This is a genomic window from Streptomyces sp. NPDC031445, assembly GCF_055581365.1.
Genome location: NZ_JBVIJO010000001.1, coordinates 1,436,716 through 1,455,784, shown reverse-complemented (window position 1 = coordinate 1,455,784; position 19,069 = coordinate 1,436,716). Strand labels below are relative to the sequence as shown.

At 76.8% G+C, this 19,069-nt stretch carries 1 protein-coding gene; it reads right to left on the bottom strand.

Annotated elements, in window-relative coordinates; all coding sequences use genetic code 11:
• Positions 1-13 precede the first annotated feature (13 nt).
• The gene (locus tag ACZ5DC_RS06145) at positions 14-18,682 is read right to left on the bottom strand and encodes a non-ribosomal peptide synthetase (RefSeq protein WP_468649833.1); all 18,669 of its coding nucleotides are present in this window, start codon (positions 18,680-18,682) and stop codon (positions 14-16) included.
• Between the last annotated feature and the right edge of the window lie 387 nt (positions 18,683-19,069).

Below are 19,069 nucleotides of genomic sequence, written 5' to 3'. Positions count from 1 at the left end.
GGTCGTCGGATCCTCACCGTTCGTGGTCGTGGCCGCCGGCAGCGGCGTCTTCGGCGTCGGCTTCGTAGGGGCGGTCCGCGGGGTCGTCGCCGTACGCGGCGCCCTCCAGCTCACTGAGCACCTGTTCCTCCACGAGGTCGGCCAGGGCGGCGACCGTGCGGGAGACCAGGACGTCGCGGGGGGTGAGCGTGACGCCGAAGGCGTCGTTGGCGCGGGAGGCGACGAGCAGGGCGCGCAGGGAGTCGCCGCCGAGCACGAACCAGTCGTCCTCGGCGCCCACGGGCGTCTGGAGGACCTCCTCCCATAGAGCCGCGAGCGCCTCCTCGGTGGGCGTGCGCGGTGCAACGTACTCGGACGGTGCGCGCTCCTCGGCCGGCGCCGGGGCGGGCAGGGCGGCCCGGTCGGTCTTGCCGTTCCCGGTGAGCGGGAAGCGGTCCAGCACCACGAACGCCGAGGGCACCATGTGGGCGGGCAGGGAGCGGGCGGCCAGCTCGCGCAGTGCGGCGGCGGTGGGCGGTTCGGCGCCCGGGGCCGTGAGCAGGTGGGCGACCAGCCGGGGCAGGCCCGGTTCGTCCTCGCGTACGGTCACCACGGCGTCCAGCACGCCCGGATGGCGGACCAGGGTGGCCTCGACCTCGCCCGCCTCGATGCGGTGGCCGCGCAGCTTCAGCTGGTGGTCGGTGCGGCCCAGGTAGTGCAGTTCGCCCGCGCTGTCGCGGCGCACGAGGTCGCCGGTGCGGTACATGCGGGTGCCGGGCGGCCCGAACGGGTCGGCGCGGAACCGGTCGGCGGTCAGCCCGGGCCGGCCGAGGTAGCCGCGGGCCAGCGCCGGCCCGGACAGCCACAGTTCACCGGTGACGCCGTCGGGGACGGGCCGCAGCCGGGCGTCGAGGACGTAGGCGCGGGTGGCGGGCAGCGGGCGGCCGATGGGCGGTGCGGCGCCGTCCGCCTTCAGGGGCGCCGACCAGGTGGCGACGACCGTGGCCTCGGTGGGGCCGTAGGAGTTGACCATGCGGTGGTGCGGTGCCCAGCGGGCGACGAGTTCGGCCCCGCACGCGTCGGCGCCGACGATCAGCGTCTTCAGGTCGGGCAGGGTGCCGGGCGTGCCGGCGGGCAGGGTGGCGAGCGCGGCCGGGGGCAGCAGGGTGTGCGTGACGCGTCCGGCCCGCAGAGCGTCGGCCAGCTGGGCGCCGAGCAGCGGTCCCGGCGGGGGGACGACGAGCCGGGCGCCGTGCGGCAGGGACATGCACAGCTCCAGCACGGAGGCGTCGAAGCTCGGTGTGGCGAAGGCCAGCACCCGGTCCCCCGCGCTCACCTGGTAGTGGGCGGCCTCGGCGGCGGAGAACGCGGCGAGCCCGCGGTGGGTGACGACGACGCCCTTGGGGGTGCCGGTGGAGCCGGAGGTGTAGATGACGTAGGCCGGGTCGTCCAGGTCGAGCGGGCGGGTCCGGTCGGCGTCGCCCGGCCGGTGTGCCGGCACGTCGTCCGGCGGGGCGGCGAGCAGGTCCGCGACCTCCTTGGCGTCCAGGGTGAGGGCGGGGGCCGCGTCGCGCAGCATCAGGGCGATGCGCTCCTCCGGGTAGGCGGGGTCGACGGGCAGGAACGCGGCGCCCGCCTTGGTCACGGCGAGCTGGGCCAGCACCATGTCCGCCGAGCGGGGCAGCAGCAGCGCGACGAGGTCGCCGGGGCCGGCGCCCCGGGCGATGAGCCGGTGGGCGAGCCGGTTGGCCCGCGCCTCGGCCTGCGCGAAGGTGAGGAGGGTGCCCGGCGCGTCCAGCGCGGGCGCGGTGGGCCACCGGTCGACGGCGGCTTCCACCAGCGCGGGCAGGGTGGCGGCGGGCACCGGGGCGGGCGCCGGGCGGGCCGGGCCGCGCAGCAGCCGGTCGCGCTGCCCGGGCGGCAGTACGTCGATGTCGTCCAGGCGGGCGGTGCCGTCCGAGGCGGCCAGGGCGTGGAGGGTGTGCAGCAGCTGTCCGGCCAGGGACTCGGCGGTGGCCGCGTCGAAGTACCGGGGGTCGTAGCCGAGTTCGACGGCCAGCCGGTCGCCGGGCGAGACGACCACGGTGAGCGGGTAGTTGGTGGCCTCCCGGGCGTCCAGGTCGCGCAGGGCGAGCCCGTGCGCACCGGCGGTCGCGTCGCCGACCGGGTAGTTCTCGAAGACCACCAGGCTGTCGAACAACGCCTCGCCGGGGGACAGTTCACCGAGGGTGTGCAGCGTGTTGAGGGGCAGGTGGTCGTGGCGGCGGTCCTCGGACCGGGCCTCCTGCACCGCGCGCAGCCAGCCGGCGCAGTCGGCGGCGCCGTCGACCGCGGTCCGGGCGGGCAGCGTGGTGATGAACAGGCCGGTGATGCCGTCGGCGCCCGGCAGGTCGGCGGGCCGCCCGGAGACGGTCGTGCCGAAGCACACCTCCCGTTCCCCGCTCCACCGGGCCAGCAGCAGCGCCCAGGCGCCCTGCACGACGGTGTTGAGGGTGAGCCGGTGCCGGCGGGCGAACTCCTGGAGCAGCCGGGTCCGTTCGGCGTCGAGCCGCTGCGACAGCCAGGTCCCGGAGCGGGCCGTGGTGCCCGGGGCGGGCCTGCGGTCGTAGGGCAGCGGGGTCGGCGTGCCGAAGCCGGCCAGGACAGCGCGCCAGTGGTCCAGCGCCGGGCCGGTGTCGCGGGCGGCCAGCCAGCCCGCGTAGTCCGCGAACGGCCTGCGCTCGGGCAGCCGGGGCGGCTCGCCCCGGGTGAGGGCGGCGTGCGCGTTCATGACGTCGGACAGGACGTGGAAGACGCTCCAGCCGTCCAGCAGGACGTGGTGGAAGGTCCACACCACGCGCACCGCGTCGGGGCCGAGCCGGACCAGGGCGAGCCGCAGCAGCGGGGCCCGGTCCAGGGCGACGCCCCGGGCCCGCTCGTCGGCGAGCAGGCGCTCCAGTTCCGCGTCCCGCCGGTCCGCCGGGAGCCCGCTCCAGTCGAGTTCGGTGACCGGCAGGGTCACGCTCCGGTGGACGACCTGGAGCGGCACGGGGACGCCGTGCAGGGCGACGGACGTGCGCAGCACGGGGGTGCGCTCGACGACGTGCCGCCAGGCCGCGGCCAGGGTGCCCGGGTCGCGGGCGCCGTCCGCCACGAAGGTGATCTGCTCGACGTACAGGCCGTGTTCGGCGTCGTCGAGGCCGTGCATCACCATGCCGGTCTGGGTGGGCGTGAGCGGATACACGTCCGTGACGTCGGCTCCGCTGCCGGCGAGCCGGTCGACCGCCGTCTGGTCCAGCGGTGCGAGCGGGAAGTCGGAGGGGGTGCGGCCGCCGGCGCCGGGTTCGGCGCAGTGGCGGACGATCGCGCGCAGTTCGTCGGCCAGTTCGGCCGCCAGCCGGGCGACGGTCTCGCGCCGGTGCACCTCCCGCGAGTACGACCAGGTGAACTCCAGCCGGTCGTCGGCGACCCGGCCGAGGACGTCGAGGAGGTACGGCCGGTCCGCCGAGCGGTCCATGCCGCCGGTGAGAGCGCCGTGGGGTGCGTGCAGCAGGCCGCCGGGGGCGGGCGTGCCGTCCTGCCGGCCCAGGTAGTTGAAGCAGACCGGCGGCAGGCCGGGCAGCCCGGCTCCGGCCGTGGGGTGCAGGAAGCGCAGGGCGCCGTAGCCGAGTCCGCCGTTCGGTACGGCCCGCAGGTTCTCCTTGACGGTCTTCAGCGCGGTGCCCATGCCGGCGTCCCGGGGCACGTCCAGGGCGACCGGGTACATCGCGGTGAACCAGCCGACGGTCCGGGCGAGGTCGGCGTCCTCGAACAGCTCCTCGCGGCCGTGGCCCTCCAGGGTCACCGCCACCCGGTCCCGGCCGGTCCAGCGGGCCAGGACCCGGCCCAGCGCGCACAGCAGGACGTCGTTGACGCGGGTGCGGTACACCTCCGGCACGTCCTGGAGCAGCCGGCGTGTCTCGTCGGCGTCGAGTCCCGCGGTCACGCTGTCCTCGTCGGCGACGGTGTTCGCGCCGCCGGGGTGGTCGGCGGGCAGCGCGACGGGGGCGTCCAGGCCCTGCCAGTGGGCGAGTTCGCCGTCGAAGCCGCCCGCCTCGGTGTGCGCGGCGAGCCGCCGGGCCCAGTCCCGGAACGAGGTGCTCTTGGCGCCGAGACCGGGCTGCTCGCCGTTCCGCAGGGCGCGGTGGGCGTGCTCCAGGTCCTCCAGGAGCAGCCGCCAGGACACGGCGTCCACGACGAGGTGGTGGGCGGCCAGCAGCAGCACCGGCCGGCTGCCGCCGTCGTCCGGCAGGCACAGCGCGGCCCGCAGCAGCGGCCCGCCGGCCAGGTCGAACCCGGCGCCGAGCGCGTCGGCCACCTCCTGCGGCGCGGTCCCCCGGTGCACTTCCAGGTGGACCTCCTGCCCCGGCGCGGCGCCGTACTGCCGCCGGCGACCGTCGCCGCACGGCTCGAAGCGCAGCCGCAGCGCGTCGTGGTGCTCCAGTACGGCGGCCAGGGCGGCCCGCAGCAGGTCCTCGTCCGGGTCCGTGGCCAGCTCGAAGCCGACCGTCTGGCTGAAGTGGGCGGGGTCGCCGGTGAGGGTGCCGAGGAGCCAGTGCTGTACGGGGGTGAGCGGGGCGTCGCCGGTCACCGGGCCCTGCTCGGCGGTGGCCGCGGCGCCGGGACGCTGCCCGTCCGGCGCCCGTTCGGCGACGGCGGCCAGGTCGGCGAGGGTCTGGTGGGTGAACAGGTGCCGGGGGGTCAGGACGAGCCCGGCCCGGCGGGCCGCCGAGACGACCTGGATGCCGAGGACGGAATCGCCGCCGAGCGTGAAGTAGTTGTCGTCGGCGCCGACGTCGGGCACGCCGAGCACCTGGGACCAGATGTCCGCGAGGACGCGTTCGGCCTCGGTGCGCGGCGGCCGGCCCGTCTCACCGCTGGCCGTGGCGGCCCACTCGGGCGCGGGCAGCGCCCGCCGGTCGAGCTTGCCGGTGGCCCCGAGGGGCAGCCGCTCCAGCGGGACGACGAGGGCGGGCACCAGGTGGTCGGGCAGGCCGCGGGCGAGGAAGGCACGCAGTTCGGCGGGGTCCGGCAGGGCCGCCTCGCGGGGCACCGCGTAACCGACCAGGCGGCGGTGGCCGGCGTCCTCCACCACCCGGGCCGCTGCCGCCGCCACGGCCGGGTGGCGGGCCAGCGCGGCCTCCACCTCGCCGAGTTCGATGCGGAAGCCCCGCACCTTGACCTGGTCGTCGCCGCGGCCGAGGTAGACGAGGTCGCCGTCGGCCGTCCAGCGCACCAGGTCGCCGGTGCGGTACATGCGGCTGCCGGGCGGCCCGAACGGGTCGGGCAGGAAGCGGCTCGCGGTCAGGCCCGGCCGGCGCAGATAGCCGCGGGCGACGCCGGTTCCGGCCAGGAACAGTTCGCCGGGGGCGCCGACGGGTACCGGGCGCATCCGCTCGTCCAGGACGTAGGCGCGGGCCCCGCCGAGCGGCCGGCCGATCGGCGGGTCGCGGTCGGGGTCGGCCGGGTCCCAGGTGAAGGCGGTGGCGTAGACGGTGGCCTCGGTGGGGCCGTAGATGTTGCGCACCTGGCTGCCGGGGACGGCGTCGCGGACCCGGCGCACGGTCCGGGCGGGCAGCCCCTCCCCCGCGAGGACGACGGTGTCCGCGGTGATCCGCACGGCGTCCTCCGCGAGCAGCCGGTCCAGGGCCGACGGCACCGCGCTGAGCAGTCCGGCCCGCCAGGGTCCGGGACGCTCGGCGAGGGCCAGCAGGTCGCGGACGACCTCCACGCAGCCGCCGGACAGCAGGGGGGAGAAGATCTCGAACACCGACACGTCGAAGTTGAGCGAGGTCGAGGCCACCACGTGCGCCAGGCCCCGGCCGGTGAACTCGGCCGCCGCCCAGTCGGTCAGGGCCAGCACGGACGCGTGGCTGACGACGACGCCCTTGGGCCGGCCGGTGGAACCGGAGGTGTGGATGACGTAGGCGGGGTGTGCGGGCAGCAGCGGGCCGCGCCGTTCGCCGTCCCCGACCGGGGTGTCCGGCACTTCGTCGGCGCCCGGGGCCGCGTCCAGCAGGATGCGGGTGAACGGGCCCTCGGGCAGCCGGCCGGCGGTCTGCGTGGCCGTGATGACGGCGTCGGGGCGTACGTCCTCGAAGAGGAACGCGACGCGCTCGGCCGGGTACTGGGGGTCGACCGGGAGATAGGCCGCGCCGCTCTTCAGCACGGCGAGGAGGGCCACGACCAGGTCGGCGGTGCGGGGCAGGCACAGGGCGACGAAGCGCTCGGGTCCGGCGCCGGCGGCGATGAGCCGCCGGGCCAGCCGGCTGGAGCGCGCGTCGAGTTCGCGGTAGGTGAGGCAGGTGTCGCCGTGGCGGACGGCCGGGGCGTTCGGGGTGCGCTCGGCCTGGCGCCGGAACGCCCCGGGCAGCGTGTCGGGCGGTGCCTCGGCGACCCGGCCGCCGAACCGGCCGGCCAGCGCGCGCCCCGCGGCCGGGTCCAGCAGCGGCAGGTCGGCCAGGCGGCGGCCGGGGTCGGTGGCCATGCCGGTCAGCAGGGTGCGCAGGCTCTCGCCGAGCCCTTCCACCGTCAGGGTGTCGAACGCGGCCGGGTCGTAGTCCAGGTGCACGGTCAGGGTGTCCCCGGGCTCGACGACCACGCTGAGCGGGTAGCTGGTCGGCTCCAGGTCCCGCTCCTGCTCCATGGCCAGGCCGTGCCGGGCCAGCGCGCCCTCGTCGAAGGGGTAGTTCTCGAAGACGACGATGGAGTCGAACAGGCCGGTGCCGCCGGGCACGTCGCTCCACGACTGCACCTGGGCCAGCGAGACGAAGTCGTGGCGCCTGGCCTCGGACTGGGCGGACTGCAGGTCGCGCAGCCAGTCCAGCAGCGGCCGCCGCCCGTCGACGCGGGCCCGGGTGGGCAGGGTGTTGATGAACAGGCCGACCATCGTGGTGACGCCCGGCAGGTCGGCGGGCCGCCCGGAGACGGTCGTACCGAACACGACGTCGTCGCCGCCCCCGTAGCGGGACAGCAGCAGCGCCCAGGCGCCCTGGAGGACCGTGTTGAGGGTCAGCCCGGCCCGCTGGGCGGTCTCCCGCAGGCGCGCCGAGACGTCCGGGGAGAGGGTCATCGGCACCGACCCGGAGGAGGAGGCGCGGTGGGCCTCGGCGGGCCGCCGGTCGCGCGGCAGCTCGGTGGGGGCCTGGAACCCGGCGAGGGCCTCCCGCCAGTACTGTTCGGCCGGGCCGGTGTCCCGCCCGGCCAGCCGGCGCACATGGTCGGCGAAGGGCCGGCGCTCGGGCACCTGCGGGCGGCGCCCGGAGACGAGGGCCGCGTACCGCTCGCACACCTCGTCGAAGACCTGGGCCGCGCTCCAGCCGTCCAGCAGGACGTGGTGGAACGTCCACAGCAGGCGGACCCGGTCCGCTGCCAGCCGGATCAGCGTCAGCCGCATCAGGGGCGCGGTGCCCAGGTCGATGCCGGTCCGCCGGTCCTCGGCGAGCAGCCGGTCCAGCTCGCGTGCCTCGCGGCCGGCGGGCCACCCGGACCAGTCGAGGTGGGTGACGGGCACGGTGGCCCGGTGCCGGACCACCTGGAGCGGTTCCGGGGTCTCCTGCCACACCAGGCGGGTGCGCAGCACCGGGTTGGCGTCGGCGGTGTGCTGCCACGCCTCGGCGAGCGCGTGCGGGTCGGTGACGCCGGACAGCACCAGCTGCACCTGGTTGACGTAGGTCCGGGCGGCCGGCTCCAGCAGGCTGTGGAAGAGCATGCCGGCCTGCATCGGCGTCAGCGGGTAGATGTCGGCGACGTCCCGGCCGTCCCCGGCGATCCGGTCCACTGCGGCCTGTTCGAGGCGGGCCAGCGGGAAGTCCGACGGGGTCCGGCCGCCGGCCTCGGGGCGGGCGCAGTGGGCGACGATGTCACCGAGGGCCCGCAGCATGCCCTCGGCGAGCGCGGCGACGGTCTCCTCGCGGTGCCGTCCCGCGCTGTAGTACCAGGTGATCTCCAGCCGGTCGTCCTCGACCCGGGCCACGACGTCCAGCAGGTGCGGCCGCTCGGTGCCGGGCGCCTCCGCGCCGCCCAGGCCGCCGGGCACGGCCCCGATCAGGGTGCCGCCCTCGGCGGACCAGTCGAAGCGCCCCAGGTAGTTGAAGCTGATGCCGGGCGCGGGCGTGCCGGTGAGCGTGGCGTCGCGGGCCAGGTGGCGCAGGACGCCGTAGCCGAGTCCCCGGTCGGGCACGGCCCGCAGCTGCTCCTTCACCGACTTCAGGGCGGTGCCCCAGTCCCCGGCCGGGACGGTGAGGGCGACCGGGTGGAGGGAGGTGAACCAGCCGACCGTGCGGGACAGGTCGACGTCCTCGAACAGCTGGTCCTCGCGGCCGTGCCCCTCCAGGCCGACGGCGACGGTGTCGCGTCCGGTCCAGTCGGCGAGGACCCGGCCCAGCGCGGTGAGCAGGACGTCGTCGACGCGGGTGCGGTAGACGCCGGGGACACGGCGCAGGAGGGCGTCGGTGCGGTCGCGGTCCAGCCGTACGGTCACCTCCCGGGTGCCGGCCGTGGTGGTGCCGCCGTCGCCGTCCACGGGCAGCGGGACGGCGCAGGCCCGGGCGGCCTGCTCCCAGTGGGCGCGCCCGGCGGCGAAGACGTCGGCGTGCTCGCGCAGCCGGCGGGCCCACTCCTGTGCGGAGGTGGTGCGCGCGGGCAGCCGTACGGGCTGTCCGGACGCGGCCTGCCGGTAGGCGGTCTCCAGGTCCTCCAGCAGGATCCGCCAGGAGACCCCGTCGACCACCAGGTGGTGGGCGATCAGCAGCAGCCGGGCGGGGCGGGGGCCGTCGGCGGTGAAGAGGCGGGCGGTGAACAGCGGGCCGGTGTCCAGGCGGAGTCCGGCGTGGGCCGCCGCCGTGACGAGTTCCTCGGCGCGGGCGTCGTGGACCTGGAGCAGGTCGGGGACCGGGCTGTCGGCGGCGGCGACGTCCTGGCGCCGGCCGGCGCCGTCGGCGTCGGCGTCGGGGAGGAACCGGGCGCGCAGGGCGTCGTGGTGGGTCCACAGCGCGGTCAGGGCGCGGCGCAGGGCGTCCTCGTCCACCGGGCCCGCCGTCTCGATGACGACGGACTGGTTGAAGAAGTCGGGGTGCGCGGGGCGGGGGTCCAGGAACCAGTGCTGGATGGGGGTGAGGTCCGCCGGTCCGGCGACCGGCCCGGTACCGGCGACGGCGGGCGCGGCACCGCCGGCGGCGGCGGCCAGTTCGGCCACCGTGGGGTGCCGGAAGAGATCGCGCGGGCTGAGCGTGAGCCCCGCGGCCCGGGCCCGGGAGACCACCTGGATGCTGAGGATGGAGTCGCCGCCCAGCATGAAGAAGTTGTCGTCGACGCCGACCTGTTCGAGGCCGAGCAGCTCGGCCCAGATCCCGGCGAGGACGCGCTCGGTCTCGGTGCGCGGTGCCCGGTGGGCCCGCTCGCCGCCCCCCGACCAGTCGGGGGCGGGCAGCCGCCGCCGGTCGACCTTGCCGTTGGCGGTCAGCGGCAGCTCGGGCACGGTGACGAACGCGGCGGGCAGCATGTAGTCGGGCAGTCCGGCCGCGAGGTGGGCGCGCAGCTCGGCGGCGGACGGCACCTCGGCGCCCCCGGCCGGCACGAGGTGGGCGGCCAGCCGCTTGCGCCCGGCGTCCTCGTACAGGGCGACGACGGCCTCCGCGACGCCGGGGTGGGCGGTGAGCCGGGCCTCGATCTCGGCGGGTTCGACGCGGAAGCCGCGGATCTTGATCTGGTCGTCGGCGCGGCCGACGAAGTGCAGCTCGCCGTCGGCGCTCCAGCGCACGACGTCGCCGGTGCGGTACATCCGGGTGCCGGGCGGGCCGAAGGGGTCGGCGACATAGCGCGCGGCGGTCGCCCCGGGCCGGCCCGCGTAGCCCCGTGCCAGTCCGGCGCCCGCGACGTACAACTCGCCCGGTACGCCCGGCGGTTGCGGCTGGAGGGCGGCGTCCAGGACGTATACGCGGGTGTTGTCCAGCGGGCGTCCGATGGGCAGCACGGCGGGCAGCGGGTCGCCGGAGCGGAAGGCGCGGCGGGTGGCGAAGGTGGTGGTCTCGGTGGGGCCGTAGCCGTCCACGACGGTCAGTCCGGGGCAGGCGTCCAGCACCCGGCGCACGACCGCGCCCGGCACGGCCTCGCCGCCCGTCCACACCTCACGTGCTCCGCGCAGGCAGCCGGGGTCCTCCTGGGCCAGCAGACGGAACAGTCCCGCCGTCAGCCACAGGCAGGTGACGCCCTGCTCCGCGACGGCCCGGCGGACCAGGGCGGCGTCCAGGTCGGTGGGCGGGGCGAGCACGGCCGTACCGCCGCGCAGCAGCGGCACCCACACCTCGTAGGTGGCGGCGTCGAAGGCGTGCGGCGAGTGCACGAGGACCCGGTCGTGCCCGGCGAACGCCCGGTCCAGGGCGAGCGCGGCGACGTCCCGCTGACGCACCGCGACGCCCTTGGGGGTACCGGTGGAGCCCGAAGTGAACATCAGGTACTGGACGTTGTCGGGGTGGACGGCGTGGGCGGGGGCCGCGGGGCCGTCGGTGCCGGAGGTGTCGTCCACACGCAGGACGCCGTCGCCGGGCAGCGCCTCCCGGGCCGTCTCCTCCCACCCGGCGTCGGTGAGCAGCAGCCGGGCCCCGGCCTCGGTGAGCGTCCGGCGCAGCCGCTCGACGGGGGCCCGGCCGTCCAGCGGCACGTACACCCCGCCGGTGCGGACGAGCGCCAGCTGGGTGACGATCAGCTCCACGCGGCGGTCCATGAGCACCCCGACCGGGTACTCCGGACGTACCCCCAGCCCTGCCAGCCGGGCCGCCAACTCCGCCGCCCGCTGGTCCAGTTCCCGGTACGTCAGGCGCTCGGCGCCGGCCTCCACGGCGACCGCGCCGGGCGTACGGCGCACCTGCGCGGCGAAGAGGTCCGCGACGGTGGCGCCGGGCAGATCGGTGGCGGTGTCGTTCCAGTCGCGCAGCACCTGTGCGCGGCGGTCCGCGGTGAGCAGCGGGAGCCGGGCGGGCGGACGGGCCGAGCCGGTGGGCATCCCGGCGAGCAGGGCGGTCAGGTACTCGGCCATCCGCTCGGCGGTTCCCTCGTCGAACAGCTCGGGGTCGTAGCCGAGGCGCAGGGTCAGCTCGCTGCCCGGGTAAGCGGTGAGGCTCAGCGGGTAGTTGGTGGTCTCGATGCCCTCCAGGCCGCTCAGGCGCAGTCCGTGGGCGGCGGCGAGGCCGTCGTCCACCGGGTAGTTCTCGAAGACGACGATGCTGTCGAACAGGCCCACCCGCTCGGGCAGTGCGGTGAACGCCCGCATCCGGGTCAGCGGCAGGTGGTCGAAGCGCCGGTCCTCGCTCTGGTCCTGCTGGAGCGCGCGCAGCCAGCCGAGCAGGGTGCCGGTCGCCGGGACGGTGACGCGGCTGGGCAGGGTGGTGATGAACAGGCCGGTCATGGCCTCGGCGCCGGGCAGCTCGGGCGGCCGTCCGGACACGGTGGTGCCGAACACCACCTCGTCCCGGCCCGACTGCCGGGCCAGCAGCAGCGCCCAGGCGCCCTGCACCAGGGTGTTGAGGGTCAGGCCGGAGGTCCGGGCCAGCTCCTCCAGCGCCCGGCTGGTGGCCGCGGGCAGCGTCGCCCGGACGGCGTGCGTGGACTCGGCGCGGTGGGCCTCGCGCGGTTCACGGTCGTACGGCAGCGGGGTGGCCTCGGTCAGGCCGGACAGGCGGCGCTGCCAGTGCCGTTCGGCGGCGCCCGGGTCGCGCCCGCGCAGCCAGCCGACGTAGTCGCGGTGGGGCGGGCGGTCCGGGAGGGCGCCGGCGTCGCCGCCGGCGTGGTGGGCGAAGACGTCCGACAGCACCTGGAACAGGCTCCAGCCGTCCAGGAGCAGGTGGTGGAAGGACCACACCACGCGCACCTCGGTGTCGGAGAGGCGGGCGAGGAGCAGCCGCTGGAGCGGGGCGCGGCCGAGGTCGATGCCGTCGGCGCGGTCACGGGCCAGTACGTCGTCCAGCCGGGCGCGGCGCTCGCCGTCGGCCAGGTCGCGCCAGTCGAGGTGGGTGACCGGTACGGCCGCGTGGCGCCGCACCACCAGCAGCGGCTCGGGCACGTCCTGCCAGACGACCCCGGCGCGCAGCACCTCGGTGCGGTCGGTGACGTGCTGCCAGGCAGCGGCGAGGGCCCGCGGGTCGGGCACGCCGTCCAGGACGAAGGTCAGCTGCTGGAAGTAGACACCGCGGTCGTCCTGGGACAGGCCGTGGAAGAGCATGCCCGCCTGGGTGGGCGTGAGCGGGTACACGTCCGCGACCGCCGCCGGGTCCGCGCCGGTGATCCGGTCCACGGCGGCCTGGTCGAGCCGGGCCAGCGGGAAGTCGGACGGGGTGCGCCCGGCGGCTCCGGGCCGGGCGGCGTACCGGGCCAGGTCGGCGAGCGCGTCGGCGAAGCGGCCCGCCAGCTCGGCGACCGTGTCCTCCCGGTGCAGCCGTCCGGAGTAGAACCACGTGAATTCCAGTGTGTCGCCGGTGAGCTGTCCGACGACCTCCAGGGCGTGCGGGCGCTCGGCAGCCGGGTCGGCGTCCAGCTCCAGTGGCCGCACGGTGCCCCGGTAGAGGCCGTCGGGGTCCTCCGGCAGCCCCATCCGGCCGAGGTAGTTGAAGCTGATCTGCGCCTCGGGGGTGTGCGGGGCGGTGGCGGGGTCCGTCAGGTGGCGCAGCGCGTCGTGGCCCAGGCCGTGCCGGGGCACGGCGCGCAGCTGCTCCTTGACGCCCTTGAGTACGGCGTCCCAGCCGGCGTGCTCGGGGACGGCGAGCGCGACGGGGTAGCGGGTGGTGAACCAGCCGACCGTGCGGCTGATGTCGAGTTCGGGGAAGAGTTCCTCGCGGCCGTGCCCCTCGACGTCGACCACCACCCGGTCCCGGCCGCTCCAGGCGCACAGGGCCCGGCCGAGGGCGCCGAGCAGGACGTCGTTGGCCTGGGTGCGGTAGGTGTCGGGCAGGGTGCGCAGCAGGGCGGAGGTGTCCTCGGGGCTCAGGCGCACGGTGACGGCGCGCTGGGAGGCGTAGGTGTTCGCGCGGGAGTCGTCCGCGCCGGGGCCGTTCGCCGGCGCCACGGGACCGGTCCGCGGGACGGCCCGGGTCCAGTAGTCCCGTTCGTCGTCGAAGCCGCCGTCCGCCGCGTGCGCGGCCAGCCGGCGGGCCCACTCCCGCAGGGCCGAGGACTTCGCGGGCAGCGCCGCCGCGCCGTCGTCGCCGGCCCGGCGGGCCCGGTAGGCACGGTCCAGGTCCTCCAGCAGCACCCGCCAGGACACCCCGTCGACCACCAGGTGGTGGACGGCGAGGTGGAGGGTTCGGGGGCGGCCGGTCGCGTCGTCGTGCAGCACGGCCCGCAGCAGCGGGCCCCGGGCGAGGTCGAAGGGGCCGAAGTGCGGGGTGTCCGTGTCCGGGCCGGTGTGGCGGGCGAGGTGGATCCGGGGCGCCCGGTCCTCGATGTGCCAGCGGACGCCGGGTCCGCCGTCGCCGGGGACGAAGCAGGAGCGCAGGGCGTCGTGGTGGGCGGCCAGGTCGTTCAGCGCGTCTTCCAGCGCCGCCGGGTCCAGGTCGTCCGGCACGCGCACGGACAGCGCCTGGGCGTAGTGGCCGGCGTGTTCGGCGGCGGTCTCGAACAGCCAGTGCTGGATGGGGGTCAGGGGGGCCGGGCCGGTGGCCGCCTCCGGGGCGGGGGCGGCCTCGCGGGGGCGGGCGGCGTCCGCGCAGCGGGCGAGGGCGGCGACGGTCTGGTGCCGGTAGACGTCCCGGGAGGTCAGCGACAGCCCCTCCTGCCGGGCGCGGGCCACCACCTGGATGCTGAGGATCGAGTCGCCGCCGAGTTCGAAGAAGTTGTCGTCGACGCCGACGCGTTCCACGCGCAGCACCTCGGCCCAGATCGCGGTGAGCGTACGTTCGGTGGGCGTGCGGGGCGTGACGTGCCGTACCGCGCGCACGGCGGGGCCCGGGTCGGGGAGGCGGGATCGGTCGAGCTTGCCGTTCGGGTTGAGCGGCAGGGCGTCGAGCACGACGACGGCCGAGGGCACCATGGAGGCGGGCAGGGTACGGCCGAGCTCCCGGCGTACGGCCTCGGGTTCGACGCGCTGCCCGGCGGCCGGGACGACGTATCCGGCCAGCCTCCGGTGGCCGTCGGCGTCGGTGGTGACGGTGGCCGCCGCCTCGGTGACGCCCGCGCAGCGGCGCAGCGCCTCCTCGACCTCGCCCAGTTCGATCCGGAAGCCGCGCACCTTGACCTGCTGGTCGATGCGGCCGACGTACTCCAGGGCGCCGTCGGCACGGCGGCGCGCCAGGTCGCCGGTGCGGTACATGCGCTCCCCCGGCGCGCCGAACGGGTCGGCGACGAACCGGGCGGCGGTCAGTCCGGGCCGGTGCAGGTAACCGCGGGCCAGGCCGCCGCCCCCGAGGTACAGCTCGCCGGTGACACCGACCGGTTGGGGGCGCAGGGAGCCGTCGAGGACGTACGCCCGGGTGAGCGCCACGGGTCCGCCGATGGGCGGGGCCTGCTCGGGCAGCCGGTCACCGGCGAACCAGGCGGTGGCGTACACGGTGGCCTCGGTGGGCCCGTAGAGGTTGGCGACACGGCACTCGGGAAGGGCGGCGCGCAGGTCCCGCAGCGTCTGCTCGGGCAGCGCCTCACCGGCCAGGACGACGGTGTCCGCGCCGACGGGCGCCGTCCCGCCCGCGATCAGGCGGGAGACGACGGACGGCACGCCGCTGAGCAGCCCGGCGCTCCGGGGGCCGGCGCCGTCGGCGAGGGCCGGCAGGCCGGGGACCACCTCGACGGTGCCGCCGGCCGTCAGCGGGCACAGCAGCTCGAAGACGGAGACGTCGAAGTTGAGGGAGGTGGAGGCGATCACGTGGTCCAGGCCGGCGGCCCCGAACCGCTGCTTCGTCCACGCGGCCAGCGCGGCGACCGTGCGGTGGGTGACCACGACGCCCTTGGGGCGGCCGGTGGAACCGGAGGTGTAGATGACGTACGCGGGATGGTCCGGCAGCAGCGGCCGGGGCCGGTCGGCGTCGGTGAGGTCCGTGTCGGGCACGGCCGGGTCGGCGCAGTCCTCCAGGGGCAGGTACGCGCAGTCGGCGGGCAGGGCGGAGGCCGTCTCCCGGGTGGCGAGGACGAGGGCGGGCCGGGCGTCGTCGAGCATGAGCCGGACGCGTTCGGCCGGATAGCCGGGGTCGACGGGGAGGTAGCCGGCGCCGGAGGCGAGCACGGCCCACAGCACGGGCACGAGGTCGGCGGTGCGCGGCAGGCACAGCGCGACCAGGGTCTCCGGGCCCGCGCCGCGCGCGAGGAGCAGCCGGGCCAGCCGGTTGGCGCGCCGGGCCACCTCGGCGTAGTCCAGCCGGTCCGGGCCGCAGATCACGGCGGTACGGCCGGGGGTGCGGGCCGCCTGGGCGCGGAACAGGTCGGGCAGCGTGCCGTGGCGGGTGTCCCGGGAGCGGTGGGCGGGCGGGTTCCAGGCGTCGACGAGGGTGCGCTGCTCCTCGGCCGAGAGCATGGGCAGCTCGGCGAGCGTGCGGCCCGGTCCGTCCGCCATGCCTTCCAGCAGGCGGTGCAGATGGGCGGTCAGCCGGGCCACGGTGGCGGCGTCGAACAGGTCCGTGTTGAACTCGGCGGTCAGCACGCAGCCGCCGTCCTGCTCCGGTGAGAACTCCAGGACCAGGTCGAAGCGGGCGGCGGGGCGGGGCAGCGGGTGCTCGGTGAGCCGCAGCCCGCCGGACCGGGGCGGCACGGGCAGCGCGGTCTGCTGCACGACGAGGGCCTGCACCAGCGGGGTGCGGCTCGGGTCGCGGGGCGGTGCCAGCTCCTCGACCACCCGGTCGAACGGCACCCCGTCGTGGGCGAAGGCGTCCAGCACGGTCGTCCGCACGCTTTCCACGAACCGGTCCACGGTGGCCCGTTCGTCGACCTCGCCCCGCAGCACCACCGTGTTGGCGAAGAAGCCCGGCACGTCCTCCAGGTCACGCCGCCCGCGCCCGGTGGTGACGGTGCCGAACGCGACGTCCCGCTGGCCCGAGTAGCGGGAGAACAGCAGCGCGGAGGCGCCCGCGAAGAGGGTGAACACGGTGGTGCCGCGCCCTGCGGCCAGCTGCCGCAGCCGGTTCACCAGGTCGGCGGGGAGCCGGTGCCGGTGGGCCGCTCCGGCGGTGGTGCGCACGGCGGGACGCGGCCGGTCGGTGGGCAGCTCCAGCTGCTGCATGTCCGCCAGGTGGCGTCTCCAGTAGGCCAGGTCCTCCGTGTCGGCCCCGGTGGAGCGCTGCCGCCGCTCCCACACGGCGAAGTCCGGGTACTGCACGGTGGATCGCGGCAGGCCGTCGGGTTCGCCGGTGACCTCCGCGTGGTAGAGGGCGGCGAGTTCGCGGGTGAGGATGCCCACCGACCAGCCGTCGGTGACGATGTGGTGCTGGGCCAGGAGCAGCAGGTGGTCCTCGGCGGCGAGCCGGACGAGCAGCGCCCGGGTGAGCGGGCCGGCCGCCAGGTCGAAGGGGCGGCCCAGCTCCTCGGTGAGCAGCGCCTCCGCCGCGTCCGCACGGCGCGCTCCGGGTACGCCGGTGAGGTCGGCCGTGCGCAGGGGCAGGTCCGGCTCCGGCGCGACACGCTGGGCGCCCTGTCCGTCGGCCGTGGTGAACGTGGTGCGCAGGGAGGCGTGGCGGGCGGCGAGGCGGTGCAGGGAGCGGCCCAGCGCGTCGGGGTCCAGGGGCCCGCGCAGCCGCAGGGACACGCCGGTGTTGTACTCGGTGCCGCCCTCGGTGAGGTCGTCGAGGTACCAGAGCCGCCGCTGCGCGCTGGACAGGGGCAGGGTGCCCTCGCCCGGCGCCGGCGGTATCGGCTCCGGCGGTGCGGCGGCCGACGGGTCGCCCAGCAGGGGGGCCAGGGCGGCGACCGTCCGTGCGGTGAAGACGTCCCGGACGGTCAGCCGGGCACCGAGCTCGTCCCGGATCCGGGTCAGCGCGCGGGCGGCGAGGATCGATTCACCGCCCAGGTCGAAGAAGTCGTCCGTCACCCCGACCGCGTCGACTCCCAGCACCTCCGCCCAGATCCGGGCGAGGGCACGCTCGCCCGCCGACCGCGGCGCGACCCGGTCCTCGGTGACGGTCCGCCCCGGCGCGGGCAGGGCCCGCCGGTCGATCTTGTGCTGCGGGGTGAGCGGCATCCGGTCGAGCACCACGACGGCGGACGGCACCATGTGGGCGGGCAGCACGCCGGCCACGGCCGAGCGGAGGGCCGCCGGGTCGAGGGGGCGCGCGGAGCCGGAGGGGGCGGGGGCGGTGGGGTCGGTGGCGCCCTGTCCGGCGGGGGTGACGTAGCCGACGAGGCGCCGGTGGCCCGGCTCGTCCTCCCGGACCACGACCACCGCCTCGCCGACGCTCCCGGCGCCCGCGCGGCGCAACGCCGCCTCGATCTCGCCGGGTTCGATGCGGAAGCCGCGGACCTTCACCTGCCGGTCCAGCCGGCCCAGGAACTCCAGTTCCCCGTCGTCGGTCCAGCGCGCCCGGTCCCCGGTGCGGTACAGACGGGCGCCGGGCGGGCCGAAGGGGTCGGGCACGAACCGGGCCGCGGTCAGGCCCGGACGGCCCAGGTAGCCGCGGGCCACCGCGTCGCCGCCGATGAACAGCTCGCCGTCCGCGCCGGCCGGTACGGGGCGCAGCGCGGCGTCGAGGACGTGCACCCGGGTGTGCGGCAGGGCGCCGCCGATCGTCGGCGTGCCCTGGCCGGCGGTGAGCGGCCCGGTCCAGGTGGCGACGATGGTGGCCTCGGTCGGGCCGTACGAGTTGATCATGCGGCGCCCGGGGGCCCAGCGGTCGACCAGCGTGGCGGGGCAGGCCTCCGCGCCGACGATCAGCGTGCGCAGCTGGCGGCCGGTGCCGCGCGCGGGGTCCGGGAGGGTGGCCAGCGCGGCCGGCGGGATGAGGGCGTGGGTGATGCGGTGCTCGTCGAGGACGGTGGCGAGTTCGTCACCGAGCCAGGGGCCGTGCGGCGGTACGACGAGGGTGGCGCCGGACAGCACGGAGACGAACAGCTCCAGCACGGAGGCGTCGAAGCTCGGCGAGGAGAACTGGAGCACGCGGTCGCCGGGGCCCACCGCGTACCGCTCGGCGGCGGCCGCGGTGAAGCCGCCGATGCCGCGGTGGGTGACGGTCACGCCCTTGGGGGTACCGGTGGAACCGGAGGTGTAGATGACGTAGGCGGCGTGGTCGGCGTCGGCGGGGGCTCCCGCACCGGCCTCGTGTCCCCCGCTGTCGCCGGTGTCCAGCACCTCGCGGACGCGGCGCGGGTCGTCGAGGGTGACGGCGGGCGCGGCGTCGGCGAGCATCAGCGCCCGGCGCTCGGCGGGGTAGGCCGGGTCCACGGGCAGGAACGCGGCGCCCGCCCGGGCGACGGCCAGCTCGGCCGCGATCAGCTCCATGGAGCGCGGCAGGACCAGGGCGACGATCCGGTCGGGGCCGGCTCCTCTTCGGGCCAGGTGGACGGCCAACCGGTCGGCGCGGACGGCCAGTTCGCGGTAGCTCCAGGTCCGCCGGCCGTCGGTGAGCGCCGGGGCGTCCGGGGTGCGGGCCACCCACGCGGTGAACAGCTCGCCGAGCGTCGGGTACGCCCCAGCGGCCGCGCTCTCCGTGGCGTCGGCGGCGGGCCCGGCCTGCGGTGGCAGGGAGGACGCCGGTGCGGGCTTGTCGTGCAGGTCCGTCATGGGTGAAGTCCTTTGGAGAGCGGGACGATGCGGCGCGGACGATCCCGGCCCCACCGGGGGGCCGTGCGTGGGCTCGGGGTGACACACCGGGGGTGCGGGCGGTGCGGGGTGCGGTACGGCGTGCCGGGGCCGGCTGGTCGCGTGCTCCGGGGTGAGCGGAGGGCGCGCTCAGGGGCGCCGCCCAGCTGGTGACGACGGGCGGTCCCGGCGGCCGGCGCCCAGGCCACCGGGAGGAACCCGGACCGGGCGGGAGCAGGCCCGAGCCGGCCACCGGATCAGCGGCCGGACCGGAACCGGCACCGTCGCCTCACGGCCGGGGGCCCCAGTCGGCCAGGGCACCGGCGCGGTCCGGCGGAACCGGCACCACGGCCCCTGACCGGCGGGCAC

Coding starts and splice junctions, on each gene's coding strand:
- ACZ5DC_RS06145 (WP_468649833.1), bottom strand. CDS start 18,682: ATGACGGACCTGCACGACAAGCCCGCACCGGCGTCCTCCCTGCCACCG.